This window comes from Streptomyces murinus (assembly GCF_002154555.1).
In the GTDB taxonomy this organism is placed as follows: domain Bacteria; phylum Actinomycetota; class Actinomycetes; order Streptomycetales; family Streptomycetaceae; genus Streptomyces; species Streptomyces murinus.
In genome coordinates this window covers 1-14,081 of the sequence record NZ_MUNF01000327.1, presented here as the reverse complement: position 1 = coordinate 14,081, position 14,081 = coordinate 1, and the positions used below count along the sequence as shown (strand labels likewise).

General features: G+C 71.3%; 17 protein-coding genes. 10 read left to right on the top strand and 7 right to left on the bottom strand.

Annotated features, from left to right (window positions below; all coding sequences use genetic code 11):
* Nucleotides 1–23: 23 nt before the first annotated feature.
* From CCN72_RS20385 to CCN72_RS20355, 7 genes are all read left to right on the top strand, one after another.
* Entirely contained in the window at nt 24–890 is an 867-nt protein-coding gene (locus tag CCN72_RS20385) for an NADP-dependent oxidoreductase (RefSeq protein ID WP_425276159.1), read from the top strand.
* 209 nt (nt 891–1,099) lie between these two features.
* The gene (locus CCN72_RS20380) at nt 1,100–2,152 is read left to right on the top strand and encodes a LacI family DNA-binding transcriptional regulator (protein WP_037651650.1); all 1,053 of its coding nucleotides are present in this window, start codon (nt 1,100–1,102) and stop codon (nt 2,150–2,152) included.
* Nucleotides 2,149–3,690 carry a sugar ABC transporter ATP-binding protein gene (locus tag CCN72_RS20375; RefSeq protein ID WP_086808762.1) on the top strand — a complete coding sequence of 514 codons (1,542 nt, stop codon included), beginning with the start codon at nt 2,149–2,151 and terminating at the stop codon, nt 3,688–3,690. Before CCN72_RS20380 ends, CCN72_RS20375 begins: the two co-directional genes overlap by 4 nt.
* Nucleotides 3,680–5,629, top strand: coding sequence for an ABC transporter permease/substrate-binding protein (locus tag CCN72_RS20370; protein ID WP_086808761.1), 1,950 nt, complete (start codon nt 3,680–3,682; stop codon nt 5,627–5,629). Before CCN72_RS20375 ends, CCN72_RS20370 begins: the two co-directional genes overlap by 11 nt.
* A gap of 159 nt (nt 5,630–5,788) precedes the next feature.
* A complete protein-coding gene (locus CCN72_RS20365; protein ID WP_086808760.1) occupies nt 5,789–6,688 on the top strand; it encodes a ribokinase in 900 nt (299 codons plus the stop codon).
* Complete coding sequence (rbsD, locus tag CCN72_RS20360; protein ID WP_086808759.1) at nt 6,685–7,065, top strand: D-ribose pyranase; 381 nt, start codon at nt 6,685–6,687, stop codon at nt 7,063–7,065. Before CCN72_RS20365 ends, rbsD begins: the two co-directional genes overlap by 4 nt.
* A gap of 78 nt (nt 7,066–7,143) precedes the next feature.
* Nucleotides 7,144–7,953, top strand: a complete 810-nt coding sequence (locus CCN72_RS20355; RefSeq protein WP_143664146.1) for a hypothetical protein — start codon at nt 7,144–7,146, stop codon at nt 7,951–7,953.
* On the opposite strand, the gene CCN72_RS20350 is transcribed toward CCN72_RS20355, so the two are convergent.
* Genes CCN72_RS20350 through CCN72_RS20330 form a run of 5 tightly spaced genes read right to left on the bottom strand, consistent with a single transcriptional unit; the run spans nt 7,904 to nt 10,544 of the window.
* Nucleotides 7,904–9,166, bottom strand: coding sequence for an RNA polymerase sigma factor (locus CCN72_RS20350; RefSeq protein ID WP_086808757.1), 1,263 nt, complete (start codon nt 9,164–9,166; stop codon nt 7,904–7,906). The two genes, CCN72_RS20355 and CCN72_RS20350, sit on opposite strands and share 50 nt — an antisense overlap.
* The gene (locus CCN72_RS20345; protein ID WP_086808756.1) at nt 9,163–9,534 is read right to left on the bottom strand and encodes a YciI family protein; all 372 of its coding nucleotides are present in this window, start codon (nt 9,532–9,534) and stop codon (nt 9,163–9,165) included. Before CCN72_RS20345 ends, CCN72_RS20350 begins: the two co-directional genes overlap by 4 nt.
* Before the next feature lie 40 nt (nt 9,535–9,574).
* On the bottom strand, nt 9,575–10,057 hold the full coding sequence (locus CCN72_RS20340) for a hypothetical protein (protein WP_086808755.1): 483 nt from the start codon (nt 10,055–10,057) through the stop codon (nt 9,575–9,577).
* Nucleotides 10,054–10,356: a hypothetical protein gene (locus CCN72_RS20335; protein ID WP_086808754.1), complete on the bottom strand. Its 303-nt coding sequence runs from the start codon at nt 10,354–10,356 to the stop codon at nt 10,054–10,056. The genes CCN72_RS20340 and CCN72_RS20335 overlap by 4 nt, the downstream gene beginning before the upstream one ends.
* Entirely contained in the window at nt 10,353–10,544 is a 192-nt protein-coding gene (locus CCN72_RS20330; protein WP_086808753.1) for a hypothetical protein, read from the bottom strand. Before CCN72_RS20330 ends, CCN72_RS20335 begins: the two co-directional genes overlap by 4 nt.
* A 128-nt stretch (nt 10,545–10,672) precedes the next feature.
* On the opposite strand from CCN72_RS20330, the gene CCN72_RS20325 reads away from it, so the two are divergent.
* From CCN72_RS20325 to CCN72_RS20315, 3 genes are all read left to right on the top strand, one after another.
* Nucleotides 10,673–11,491: a helix-turn-helix domain-containing protein gene (locus CCN72_RS20325; RefSeq protein ID WP_086808752.1), complete on the top strand. Its 819-nt coding sequence runs from the start codon at nt 10,673–10,675 to the stop codon at nt 11,489–11,491.
* Nucleotides 11,478–11,678: a DUF397 domain-containing protein gene (locus CCN72_RS20320; RefSeq protein ID WP_086808751.1), complete on the top strand. Its 201-nt coding sequence runs from the start codon at nt 11,478–11,480 to the stop codon at nt 11,676–11,678. Before CCN72_RS20325 ends, CCN72_RS20320 begins: the two co-directional genes overlap by 14 nt.
* Before the next feature lie 145 nt (nt 11,679–11,823).
* A complete protein-coding gene (locus CCN72_RS20315; RefSeq protein ID WP_208638051.1) occupies nt 11,824–13,038 on the top strand; it encodes a lipase family protein in 1,215 nt (404 codons plus the stop codon).
* Nucleotides 13,039–13,065: 27 nt separating this feature from the next.
* Here the strand turns inward: CCN72_RS20315 and CCN72_RS20310 are convergent, their stop codons facing one another.
* Entirely contained in the window at nt 13,066–13,755 is a 690-nt protein-coding gene (locus tag CCN72_RS20310; protein ID WP_086808750.1) for an SDR family NAD(P)-dependent oxidoreductase, read from the bottom strand.
* A 67-nt stretch (nt 13,756–13,822) separates the two neighbouring features.
* A partial coding sequence (locus CCN72_RS20305; RefSeq protein WP_143664145.1) for a TIM barrel protein occupies nt 13,823–14,081 on the bottom strand: 259 nt, incomplete at its 5' end.

Here is a 14,081-nt window from a genome sequence, read left to right as displayed (position 1 = left end):
TCCGGACCTGGCCCGGCCCCGACGTGCTGACCCTCTCCGAGACCGACGTGCCCGAGCCGGGGCCGGGCCAGGTCCGGATCAAGGTCAGGGCGGCCGCGGTCAATCCGATCGACCTGAAGATCCGTTCCGGCGCGATGGCCAAGGCATTCCCCGCCGAGTTCCCGGTACGGCCGGGCCTCGATGTGGCCGGCGTCGTCGACAAGGCGGGTGAGGGCGCCGACGCGCGGGTCGGCGACGAGGTCCTCGGCGCCACCCCGAACGGCGGCTACAGCGAGTACGCCCTGCTGGAGCGGCCGGTCCCCAAGCCCGCGGAGATCTCCTTCGAGACCGCCGCCGCACTGGTGACGGTGGGCGAGACCGCCTACCGCGCGCTGCACCAGCTGGACCCCCGGGCGGGCGAGACCCTGCTGATCCACGGTGCGGGCGGCAGCGTCGGCATCCTCGCCGTCCAGCTCGCCACGGCCCGGGGCATCACCGTGGTCGCCACCGCCGGGGAGCACGACGTCGAAGGGCTCACCGGACTCGGCGCCACCGCCGTGTCGTACGGGGAGGGCTGGGCGGAGCGGGTGCGGGCCGCCGCGCCACAGGGGGTGGACCGGGTCCTCGACTGCTCCGGCGCGGGCGTACTGGCCGACTCGGTCGCGCTGACCGGGGACGCCGCGCGGGTGCTCACCATCGCCGACATGTCCGCGGCCCGGCACGGCGTGCGCTTCAGCACCGGCGGCCCGGCCGACCGGCTCCCGGAGGCCCTGCCGGAACTGGTCGCGGCGGCGGCCGCGGGCAGGCTCGTCCTCCCGCTGGGCGGCACCTACCCGCTGGCGGACGCCGCCCGCGCCCACGCCGACATCGAGTCCCGCCGCGTCCGGGGCAAGGTCGTCCTCCTGCCCTGATCCGCAGCCCGCCGCCCCCGCCCGCCCTCTCTGGTCGCATCCCGGAAGGGGCGGGCGGCCCCCCAAGTACCGCACTTTCACGCCAGGTCACGATTCCGTTTCGGCCATCCTCACCCCCTTGTCACCGCTCATGTAATCGATTCCAATCGTTTCTCGTCTCGATGTAATCGATTCCAAGCGTCACGAGTTCACAAGGAGGTGGGCCGGAGGTGGCGAGCATCAAGGACGTCGCCGCCGCGGCGGGCGTGTCCGTCGCGACGGTTTCGCGGGTGCTGAACGCGCATCCGTCCGTGAGTGCGGACGCCCGGGCCCGGGTGCTGGCCGCCGTGGAGTCGCTGGGGTACCGCCCGAACGCCGTGGCGCGTTCGCTGCGCACCGATCAGACCCACACCCTCGGCCTCGTCATCAGCGATGTGCTGAACCCCTACTTCACCGAACTGGCCCGCTCGGTGGAGGAGGAGGCGCGGGCGCTCGGGTACAGCGTCATCATCGGGAACGCCGACGAGCGGCCCGACCTCCAGGACCACCACGTACGGAACCTGCTCGACCGGCGGATCGACGGGCTCCTCGTCTCCCCCACCGACGGCGGCTCCCCGCTGATGCTGGACGCCGCCCGCGCCGGTACCCCCATGGTGTTCGTGGACCGCTGGATCCCCGGCGTCGACGTCCCCGTCGTACGCGCCGACGGACGGGCCGCCGTACAGGACCTCGTCGCGCATCTGCACGCCCTCGGGCACCGGCGGGTCGCGATCATCGCGGGGCCCGCCGCGACCACCACCGGCAGCGAGCGCGTCGAGGCGTTCCGCGCCGCGCTGGCCGCGTACGGGCTTCCGCTGCCCGACGTCTACATCGGCCAGGGCGACTTCCAGGCCGCCAGCGGGCGCCGGGTCACCGAGGGGTTCCTCGATCTTCCCGAGCCGCCGGACGCCGTCTTCGCGGCGGACAATCTGATGGCGCTCGGTGCCCTGGACGCCGTCCGGGCGCGCGGGCTGCGGGTGCCGGACGACATCGCGCTCGCCGCGTTCGACGACATCCCGTGGTTCGTGCACACCGATCCCCCGGTCACCGCGATCGCCCAGCCCACCGGCGAGTTGGGCCGGGCCGCCGTACGCGCCCTGGTCGACCGGATCGAGGGGCGGCCGGCCGCGTCCGTCACCCTCGCCGCCCGGCTGGTCGTACGCCGCTCCTGCGGTGAGGCGCCGGAGACGGCCCGCATCATCCCCACCCCGTCCCTCCCCCCAGTGCAAAGGAGCACGACGTGAGCAACCCGGACGAGTTGCTGCGCATCGAGGGCATACGCAAGACCTTTCCCGGCGTGGTCGCGCTCGACGGTGTCGACTTCGACCTGCGCCGGGGCGAGGTGCATGTGCTGCTCGGTGAGAACGGCGCCGGCAAGAGCACGCTCATCAAGATGCTCTCCGGCGCCTATACGCCCGACGCCGGGCGGATCCTCGTCGGCGGTCAGGAGACCCGCATCCATGGTGCGCAGGACTCCGAGCGGCTCGGGATCGCCACCATCTACCAGGAGTTCAACCTGGTTCCGGACCTGACCGTCGCCGAGAACATCTTCCTCGGCCGGCAGCCGCGCCGCCTCGGGATGATCGACCGGAAGCGGATGGAGGCCGAGGCCGCGAAGCTCCTGGAGCGGGTCGGCGTGCAGGTGTCGCCCCGGGCCCGGGTGCGGGAACTGGGCATCGCCCGGCTCCAGATGGTGGAGATCGCCAAGGCGCTCAGCCTGGACGCGCGGGTGCTCATCATGGACGAGCCGACCGCCGTGCTGACCTCGGAGGAGGTCGACAAGCTCTTCGCCATCGTGCGGCAGCTGCGGGCGGACGGCGTGGGGATCGTCTTCATCACGCACCACCTCGACGAGATCGCCGCCCTGGGCGACCGGGTCACCGTCATCCGGGACGGCAAGAGCGTGGGCCAGGTGCCCGCCGCCACCCCCGAGGACGAGCTGGTACGGCTCATGGTCGGGCGCTCCATCGAGCAGCAGTATCCGCGCCAACGCCCGGACAAGGGCGCCGCGTTGCTCAGTGTCGAGGGGCTGACGCGCAACGGTGTCTTCCACGATGTGAGCTTCGAGGTGCACGCCGGTGAGGTCGTCGGCATCGCCGGGCTGGTGGGCGCCGGGCGGACCGAGGTCGTACGGGCCGTGTTCGGCGCGGACCCGTACGACGACGGGGCCGTGAAGGTCGGCGGCAGCGCGCTGCGGCGCTCCGATGTGAACGCCGCGATGGCGGCCGGGATCGGGCTCGTGCCCGAGGACCGCAAGGGGCAGGGCCTCGTGCTGGACGCCTCGGTCGAGGAGAACCTGGGCCTGGTGACCATGCGGGCCGCGACCCGTGCCGGACTGGTCGACCGCAAGGCGCAGCACGTGGCGGCGGAGCGGATCGCCGGTCAGCTGGGGGTGCGGATGGCCGGGCTCGGTCAGCATGTGCGCACGCTGTCCGGCGGCAACCAGCAGAAGGTCGTCATCGGCAAGTGGCTGCTGGCCGACACCAAGGTGCTGATCCTCGACGAGCCGACGCGCGGTATCGACGTCGGCGCCAAGGTCGAGATCTACCAGCTGATCAACGAGCTGACGGCCGCCGGTGCCGCCGTACTGATGATCTCCAGCGATCTGCCCGAGGTGCTCGGCATGAGCGACCGGGTGCTGGTGATGGCCCAGGGCCGGATCGCCGGAGAACTCGCGGCCGACGAGGCCACCCAGGACGCCGTGATGGCGCTCGCCGTATCCAACCCCACCACCGGCAACACGAACGACACCACCGCGAAGGAGGCCACCCGTGGCCACTGACACGCTCAAGAGCACGACGGGAGCGAGTGGCGCCCCGGGCGGCCTACGCCGGCTGCTGCTCGACAACGGCGCGCTGACCGCGCTGATCGTCCTGGTCATCGCCCTGTCGGCGCTGTCCGGTGACTTCCTGACGACGGACAACCTGCTGAACATCGGTGTCCAGGCGGCCGTGACGGCGATCCTGGCCTTCGGTGTCACCTTCGTGATCGTGGCCGCGGGCATCGACCTGTCGGTCGGCTCGGTGGCCGCGCTGTCGGCGACGGTGCTGGCGTGGAGCGCCACCCAGCACGGGGTGCCGGTCGCGCTGGCCGTCGTCCTGGCGGTGGCCACGGGCGTCGCGGCCGGTCTGGTGAACGGTTTCCTCATCGCCTACGGCAAGCTGCCGCCGTTCATCGCGACGCTCGCGATGCTGTCGGTGGGACGCGGTCTTTCGCTGGTGATCTCCGGTGGTGTGCCGATCCCGTTCCCGGACTCGGTCTCGCACCTCGGTGACACGCTCGGCGACTGGCTGCCGGTGCCGGTCCTGGTGATGATCGTGATGGGGCTGCTGGCCGCGTTCGTGCTCGGCCGCACCTACATCGGCCGCTCCATGTACGCGATCGGTGGCAATGAGGAGGCCGCGCGCCTTTCGGGCCTGCGGGTCAAGAAGCAGAAGCTCGCGATCTACGCCCTGTCCGGTGTGTTCGCGGCGGTGGCGGGCATCGTGCTGGCCTCCCGGCTGTCCTCCGCGCAGCCGCAGGCCGCCGACGGCTATGAGCTGGACGCGATCGCGGCCGTCGTCATCGGCGGTGCCTCGCTCGCGGGCGGCACCGGCAAGGCGTCCGGCACCCTGGTCGGCGCGCTGATCCTCGCGGTGCTGCGCAACGGCCTGAACCTGCTGAACGTCTCCGCGTTCTGGCAGCAGGTCGTGATCGGTGTCGTCATCGCGCTGGCGGTGCTGCTCGACACGGTGCGCCGCAAGGCGGGTGCCACCCCGGTGACCTCCGGTGGCGGCGGCAACAAGGGCAGGCAGGCGGCGACGTACGGGCTCGCGGCCGTGGTGACGGTGGCGATCGTCGGCGCGACCTCCTTCCTGCACAACGGCTCCTCGGCCTCGGCGAACCCGAAGGTGGGCCTGTCGCTGTCGACCCTCAACAACCCGTTCTTCGTGGGCGTCCGCTCCGGCGCGCAGGCCGAGGCGAAGAAGCTGGGCGTGGACCTGACGGTCACCGACGCGCAGAACGACGCCTCCCAGCAGGCCAACCAGCTCCAGAACTTCACCAGTTCGAGCCTTGACGCGATCATCGTCAACCCCGTGGACTCGGACGCGGCGAGCAACTCGGTCAAGGCCGCCGACAAGGCGAAGATCCCGGTGATCGCGGTCGACCGCGGGGTCAACAAGGCCGCCGTGGACGCCCTGGTGGCCTCGGACAACATCGCCGGCGGCGAGCAGGCGGCCAAGACGATCGCCGAGAAGCTGGGCGGCAAGGGCAAGATCGTGATCCTCCAGGGTCAGGCGGGCACCTCGGCGGCGCGTGAGCGTGCGCAGGGCTTCGCCAACGGGCTGAAGGCGTACCCGGGCATCAAGGTGGTCGCCCAGCAGCCCGCCGACTTCGACCGCACCAAGGGCCTCGATGTGATGTCGAACCTGCTCCAGGCCCACCCGGACGTGCAGGGCGTCATCGCCGCCAACGACGAGATGGCGCTCGGCGCGATCAAGGCGCTGGGTTCCAAGGCCGGTACGTCGGTGCCGGTGGTCGGCTTCGACGGCACCCCGGACGGCCTGAACGCGGTCAAGGCGGGCACGCTGTACGCCTCCGTCGCGCAGCAGCCGACCCAGCTCGGCCGGATCGCCGTGGACAACGCGCTCAAGGCGTCCCAGGGCAAGAAGGTGGAGCAGACGGTGAAGGTGCCGGTCAAGGTGGTCACGAAGGACAACGTGGCCGGGTTCACCGGCTGACGGAGCGGGCGGGGAAGGCTCGGGCGGGCGGTCGTACACCATGGGGGCACCCTCGGGGCACCCTGGGGGCGACCGTCCGCCCGGGCTCGTTCCCCGGGTTCGCGGACGCATCGGATTCAGCGGACGCATCGGATTCAAAGGGTTCATGGGAGTCAACTGATGTACGACTACGACCTGTTGGTCGTGGGTTCGGCCAACGCCGACCTGGTGATCGGGGTCGAGCGACGGCCGGCCGCCGGTGAGACGGTGCTCGGCGGGGATCTGTCCACGCATCCGGGCGGCAAGGGCGCCAACCAGGCGGTCGCCGCGGCCCGACTGGGCGCCCGTACGGCCCTGCTGGCGCGCGTCGGCGAGGACGGCCACGGCCGGCTGCTGCTCGACTCCCTGCGCTCGGCCGGGGTCGACCCGTCGGGCGTGCTGGAGGGCGGGGCGCCGACCGGGGTCGCGCTGATCACCGTCGACCCGTCCGGGGACAACAGCATCGTGGTGTCGCCCGGCGCGAACGCCCGCCTCACCCCGGTGGACGTCCGGGAGTCCGCCGCGCTGCTCCGGGCGGCGCGCGTGGTCTCGGCGCAGCTGGAGATCCCGCTGGAGACGGTGGCGGAGGTCGTACGGAACCTGCCGCCCGGCACCCGGTTCGTGCTCAACCCCTCCCCGCCGCGCCCGCTGCCCGCCGAGGTGCTGGCGGCCTGCGACCCGCTGATCGTCAACGAGCACGAGGCCCGGGTGATCCTGGGCGCGGACGCCGGGGCGGAGCCCGCGGACTGGGCGCGCGGGCTGCTGGCGATGGGCCCGCGCTCGGTCGTGGTCACGCTCGGCGCCGAGGGCGCGCTGGTGCACGACGGCTCGGGCGCGGCCCGGGTGGCGTCGGTGAAGGTCGACGCGGTGGACACCACGGGCGCGGGCGACGCCTTCACGGCCGCCCTGGCCTGGAAGCTGGGCGCGGGCGCGGCCCTCGCCGAGGCGGCGGGCTACGCGGCCCGGGTCGGCGCGGCGGCCGTGACGAGGGCGGGGGCGCAGGAGTCGTACCCGACGGCCGGGGAGGTCGAGCAGCTGTGAAGAAGTCGGGCATCCTGAACCGCCATCTGGCGGGCGCGCTGGCCGAGTTGGGGCACGGGGACGAGGTGCTGGTCTGCGACGCGGGCATGCCGATCCCCAGCGGTCCGCGCGTGGTGGACCTGGCCTTCCGGGCCGGTGTGCCGTCCTTCGCGGAGGTCTTCGCCGGTCTGGTGGACGAGCTGGTCCTGGAGGGCGCCACGGTCGCGGAGGAGCTGCGCGGCACCCATCTCGACCTGGTGGAGCGGCAGTTCGCCAACCTGGACTTCGTCCCGCACGAGCGGCTCAAGGAGTTGTCGGCGGGGGCGCGGCTGATCGTGCGCACCGGCGAGGCGAGCCCGTACGCCAATGTGCTGCTGCGGTGCGGGGTGTTCTTCTAGGGAACGCGGCGAAGGGGGGCAACACCGCTGACGGAAACGGGTGTTGAGCATCCGTACCGGCGGTGTTTGACTTGGCCGGTGACTGCTATCGAGGGAGCGAGCGCTCCCGACCGGCTCGGTCCGGTGCTCAGCCGGCATCCGGTCGACCACCGCAAGCGGTGGGTGAACGCCGCCTGGGCCCTGGTCGTCGCCGTCCCGGCGGGCTGGCTCGGGGTGTGGGGCGCCTTCACCACCAGCGGGGGGTCCGCCGGCGGCAACCGCGCGATCGGCCTGCTGATCGGTCTCGCGCTGGGCGCCGTATGGATCGCGGCGGTCCAGATCTGGCGGGCGCTGCGCGGCGCGCCCGGGGAGTACTTCGAGGTGCGGGAGCTGGGCCTGGTCCACGGCTCCCGGCGGGGGGCCGACGGCTGGACCTGGGACCGCGTCACCGCCCTTCACATCGAGGGCGACGCCGTGAACCGCCTCGCGACCCGGCTGGGCAACGGCTACCGCGTCGAGATCGCCTTCGACGACGGCCGCCGGCTGCGGACGGACGGGCTCGCCGCGTACGCCGGGGACCTGGGGCGGGTCATGCTGGCCCGCTGCCCGCAGGTCGCCCTGCGCCCGCGGATCCCCTGGTGGGGCAGGACGGGCGGCTGGCTCCTGGCCTGGGCGGCGCTCTGTGTGCTGGCGATCGCCGGGCAGGTCCTCTACATCGCGGACCATCCCGACCACGAGCGCAGGGAGCGGACCGTCGCGGGCATGGCGACGGTGACCGACGTGCCAGGCATCAGCGAGGCGGGGTTCGCCCTGCTGGCCTGCGGCCTGATGATCTGCTTCATCGCCGCGATCACTTTCGTCATCCTCTTCTTCCGGGGCCGGGCGTACCGCCGGATGTCCCCCCGCTGAGCCGGGCCGCCCGCGCCTGGAGATAGCGCTGTTCGGCGAGGCTGGCCGTGGCCTTGGCGGCGCGCCGGTAGTGGTCGTACGCCCCCTGGGTGTCACCGGCGCGTTCCAGCAGGTGCGCCCGGACGGACAGCAGCCGGTGGTGGCGGGCCATGCGGTCGTCGCCGTCCAGGGTGGCGAGGAGGGTGAGCCCGGCCTCGGGGCCCTCGGTCTCGGCGAGGGCGATGGCGCGGTTGAGGGTGACCATCGGGTTGGGCGCGATCCGCTCCAGGATGAGGTAAAGGGCGTGCACCTGCGCCCAGTTGGTCTCCTCGGCCTTGGCCGCGTCGGCGTGCGTCGCGGCGATGGCGGCCTGGAGCAGATAGGGGCCGAGGGCCGGTCCGGCGAGGGCCGTCCTGACCAGTGCGGTGCCCTCCTCGATCAGGGTGCGGTCCCATGCCGTACGGTCCTGTTCCGCCAGCGGCACCAGGTCGCCGGAGGGGGTGGTACGGGCCGGGCGCCGGGCCTCGGTCAGCAGCATCAGGGCGAGCAGCCCGGTGACCTCGCCGTCCTCGGGGAGCCGGGTGTGTACGGCCCGGGTGAGCCGGACGGCCTCGTGGGCGAGGTCGGGGCGGTCCAGGCGGTCGCCCGAGGAGGCGGTGTACCCCTCGTTGAAGATCAGGTACAGGACGTGCAGGACGACCGGCAGCCGCTCCTGGAGTTCCGGTCCTTCCGGGGTCCCGAAGGTGCTGCCCGCCGCCCTGACCCGCTGCTTGGCCCGGCTGATCCGGACCGCCATCGTGGCCTCCGGCACCAGGAAGGCACCGGCGATCTCGGCCGTGGTCAGACCGCCGACGGCGCGCAGGGTGAGGGCGGTCTGGGAGGCCGGGGTCAGCGTCGGATGGCAGCACAGGAACAGCAGGAGCAGCGTGTCGTCGGTGTCCGGCACCTCGCCGGGGCCGACCTCGGCGGCGGTCGCGGCCTCCCGCTCCCGCCGGGCGAGATCACTGCGCGCCTGGTCGATCAGCCGGCGGGCGGCGACGGTGGTCAGCCAGCCGCGCGGGTTGCCGGGCACGCCCTCGGCCGGCCACTGGGTGGTGGCGGCGAGGACGGCTTCCTGCACGGCGTCCTCGCAGTCCTCGAACCGGCCGTTCCTGCGGACCAGCGCGCCGAGGACCCGCGGCGCGAGGTCGCGCAGCAGGCCCTCGACGTCCGATGCCGGGCTGGGTGTGCTCATGCCTCCAATTGTCCGCAGGCGAACATCACCTGGCGCACCTCGACACCCAGCCCCTCGATCCCGGCGTCCGGGATCAGCGCGGCCAGCTCGATCGCCCGCTCCCGGTCCTCGCAGTCGACCAGGTAGAAGCCGCCCAGGTGCTCCTTGGCCTCCAGGAAGGGGCCGTCGGTGACGACCGTCCTCCCGCCGCGCACGGTGACGACGGCGGACCGGGAGGGGTCGGCCAGCGCCTGCGTGGTGAGCAGCTCGCCGGACTCCTTCAGCGTCTCGATGAACTTCCCGTGCCCCTCCTGGACCGCGGTCTTCTCGTCGTCGGTCAGCGCGTCCAGGACGGCGGGGTTGATGTGCAGGCAGATCAGGAACTGCATGGCGTACTCCTCATGGTTCACGGACCCCTGCGGGGGCCCTTCACCGGGTAGTCGGAGCGGGGCCGGACTTCTTGACATCCTTCGGCTCGGGATTCACGAGCACGATTCCCCAGGTGTCGTGCGGGCCGGGTCGCACCGTGATCGTCTCGGTGCGACCCGGGCCGGTGAAGTGGAGGACGACCAGTTGCCGTGCGGCGAAGTCCTCCTCGAAGTCGGCCGACACCTCGCCGCGGGCCGCCTTGCCGTACTCCTTGATCCAGGCACGGGCCGCGGGCATCGCGTCACCGCCCTCGGTGTTCAGAGCGGCGAGACCGTCGACGTCCCCGTCGGCCAGCCGCCAGACGATCTTCTGGACGGCTTCCAGGCTGTCGGTGCTCGGGTAGCCGGTGACGCGCAGGGGACGGTGGTTCGAGTAGTCCGTCAGGTAGTCCAGGTGCTTGTCGGCACAGCCGGTCAGGGCGGCGCCGAGCAGCAGCGGGACGGTGAGCGCGGCGGTACGGCGGAGGGTCGATATCGTGATCATCCGGTCAAGTCTCCACGATCGGCCGCGACGGCCGCCCTCACGCCCCTGCTCTCCGCGATTCGCTTGACCTCCGTCAGGGACTCGACAAAGCGCCGGACCAGGTAGTGCAGCTCCTCGTTGGTGAGCTGCTTCTCCTGCTCGGCAAGCAGTTCGGCGGTGTGGCCCAACAGACGGCAGGCCATGCCGAGTTGCACGCTCTCGACCTGGTCCGCGACGCGGGAGACATACCCGACGCCGTCGCCGATGACGTAGCAGGGTTTCCCGTCCGAACCGGCCCAGGGAAGCAGGCGTTCCTTCATGCGTAGATCTCCACGAGGTCGAGGTAGGGGCGGACGAGTCGGCTGTCCTCGCCACGGAGGGGGGCTTGGCCGCGGTGGTAGGTCGTGGCCGCGCCGACGTACGGGCAGGAGTACGGCGGGTACAGCGGCCTGCGGCGGCGCCGTCCGTGAAGCAACAGCTCGACCAGCCAGGCGAGGAGTTTTGTCATGCCGACCTGCCCATTCGTGTGCGGTGACTGCGGTGTGTGGTGAACCAGTCACAGAGTGAGGCGGCGACGGCTAGGCTTTCTAGAGGGGTCGAGTTGACGTCCTGTCTGTCATGCAAGGGAGTTGGTCGATGGGCCGTAGGCCTCGCACAGCGCGTGAGAAATTCGGGGAAGAGATCCGAACTCGTCGTGCAGCAACCGGACTCACCCAAGCGGAGCTGGCCCGCCACCTCGTGTGCTCGCCGACCCTCATCAGCCACTACGAAGCGGGAAGAAGGTTGCCGACCTCCGACGACGCGCAACGGATCGATCAGGCTCTTGGCACAGGCGACTTCTTCACGCGGTGGTTGAAGGAACTGACGTCGACGTGGGCCAACTACTTCGCCGCCATGTCCGAACTGGAGCGCCAGGCAACGCAGATCAAGCAGTTCGCGCTGTCGCTCGTTCCCGGCATGCTCCAAACCCCCGAGTACGCACGCGCCGTGTTCAAGGGGTACCGATCCCACTGCCCGGCCGAGGAACTCGACAGGTCGGTCGCCATCCGGACAGGGCGCTCCCAGATCCTGGAGGACCCGTCGCAGCCTGTCGTATGGACGCTCCTCGACGAGGGGGTGCTACGGCGCCACGTAGGTGGTCCTCGTGTCATGGCCGAACAGCTCCACAAGATCGCGGACATGGCCGAGGCGGGACGCCTGCGCTTCCACGTGCTGCCGCACGGCGCCGGTGCTCATGCCCTCGCCCAGAGCGACCTCACGCTTCTGAGCTTCGAGCACACTGCCCCCGTGGCCTACGTCGAAGGTTTCATCACTGGCAACTTGATGAAGAACCCAGCGCTGGTGGCACAGTGCCGGACGGCCTACGACCTTGCGCTGAGCGAAGCGCTGCCCCGGGAAAAGTCGCTCGACTTCATCAGGGCGGTAGCAAAGGGATACACACATGCTGAGCGATGAACACACCGCCTCCGCCCTCACCGGGTGGTACAAGTCCAGCTACAGCGGCGGCGGACAAAGCAATTGCCTCGAAGTCGCCCCCGGTCACCCCACCATCCCTGTCCGCGACAGCAAGAACACCTCCGGCCCGGCGCTGCTCTTCTCCGTGGACAGCTGGGCGGCGTTCGTCGGGGCTGTCAAGGGCTGAACGCACGTGCCCGGGGGATCAAACGGTCCTCCGGCACGTTCCATCCCTTGTGATGAACCCCCAAGACGACACGCCCTGCGCGACCTGAACGCGGCCCCACCATGACGGTGTCTTGCCCTCCGCGACGACACCTAGGAGCACCACCATGTCGCCTCAGGACTCGGCCGAACCGGAACTCGCCGGACTGACCATCAGCGACCCGCTCGATCAGCGGGTGCACAACCCGGTCGACGTACCGTCCCCGGACAACGAGTGGAGCCTGCCGGAAGGCTTCGCCTGGGTCTTCCTCGGCCAGGGAAACCGGGGGCTCACCCGGCCCGTGATCATCGCTGACGGGTTCAACCTCGGCCGGAGCGAACTCGACAAGCTCTACCAGTTCCTGGAGAGCGACTACGGCTTCATCAGCGAACTGCGGCGCCGCGGCAAGGACGTCATCCTGCTCGGCTTCAACGAGCGTACCGCCGCCATCCAGACCAACGCCCAGGCGGCCACCGCGGCGATCATGCGGGCCGGCGCCGAACAGCTCGGCGACGAACGGCTGGTCGTCGGCGGCTTCAGCATGGGCGGCCTCGTCACCCGGTACGCGCTCGCCAAGATGGAGACGCAGCGGATCGACCACCGCACCGGGACGTACTTCTCGTACGACACCCCGCACCGCGGCGCCACCATCCCCGTCGGCGTCCAGGCGTTCTCGTACTTCATCCCGTTCCCGAACAACGACTTCGCCCGGCAGATGAACAGCCCGGCCGCCCGCCAGATGCTGTGGCGGCACTACGACAAGGACACCGGCAAGGTCGGGGTGGCCAAGGAACGCCAGGATCTGCTGGACGAGCTGGCGCGGCTGGGCGGCTGGCCCCGCATCCCGCGGCTGCTCGGCGTCGCCAACGGGCGCGGGGACGGCGTGGGGCTGCCCGAGGTGCGGCCCGGGGAGACCGCGCTGCGTGTCGAGCGGATCTACCCGGGCACCACCTTCTACACCCAGGCCCAGGGCGACGACGTGACCGCCGCCTACCTCAACCGGCGCTTCCCGAAGGCCGAGAAGACGATCACCACCGACGGCTTCCCGGAGGTCGACGGCGCCCCCGGCGGCACGCTCAACACGTACCGCATCCTCGCCAACGCGCTGGAGAGGGGCGGCGGCACGGTGGACCTGCGGCACCCGGACATCTGCTTCGTGCCGACGGTCAGCGCGGTGTCCGTCCGCGACTTCGAGCGGCAGGACGACCTCTACGCGAAGGTGGACGAACTCCCGCCGGAGGAGAGCGACCTGGACGACTTCATCTGCTCGTCCACGACCACCGCGCACACCGCCGTCACCGAGGAACTGGGCGGCTGGCTGATCGACCGACTCGGCTACTGACCGGGCGGCAGGGGCGTCGGGCCCGGCCTACCAGGGCAGCGGGCCCGACGCGTCGAAGTAGCCGCCGGTCGGGCCGTCCGGGCCTACCTGGGCCATCCGGACGATGATCTCGGCGCCCTGCTCGACGGTCTGCATGCCCGCGTGCTGGTTCAGGTCCGTCGCGGTGTAGCCGGGCTCCACGGAGTTGATCCGCAGTCGCGGGAACGCCTTGGCGAACTGCACGGTGAGCATGTTGACCGTGGTCTTGGAGGCCGGGTAGGCGACCCCCGGGTAGCCCTTTCCGGCCTGGGCCAGCGAGGCGAGGCTGCTGCTGACGTTGACCACGACCGGGGCGGCGGAGCGCTCCAGCAGCGGCAGGAAGGCGTGGGTCACCCGGACCACGCCGAAGACGTTGGTCTCGAACACCTCCCGCATCACATCGGCGGTCAGGTCGGCCGCGCCGATGATCTCGCCCTCCGGTGAGCGCACCTCGATCCCTGCGTTGTTGACCAGGACGTCCAGGCCGCCCTCGGCCTCGATGGTGGCCGCCGCCGCGGCGACCGACGCGTCGTCGGTGACGTCGAGTTGCACGAACCGCGCGCCGAGCCCGGCCGCGGCCGCCGTACCCCGCTCGATGTCGCGCGCTCCCACATAGACGGTGTGGCCCGCGGCGATCAGCCGGCGGGCGGTCTCATGGCCGAGGCCCTTGTTGGCCCCGGTGATCAAAGTTGTCGTCATGAGGGACAGCCTCCCTCCGGGAGGACGCGAACGGCCAATGGTTTGCGGCGTGTCCGGGCCACAACCCTCAGACGGCGTGTTCCAGGTAGCGCGCCGCCGTCTCCTTCAGCACCTCCCGGCCGTCGCGTGCCCACAACTCGTCGTTGAACAGCTCGACTTCGATCGGGCCGGTGTAGCCCGCCGCCTCCACGCACCCGCGCCACGCACGCATGTCGATCGTGCCGTCTCCGATCTGGCCCCGGCCGTTCAACACCCCCGCGGGCAACGGTGTCGTCCAGTCGGCGAGTTGGAAGGCGTGGATACGGCCCTCCGCGCCCGCGCGGGCG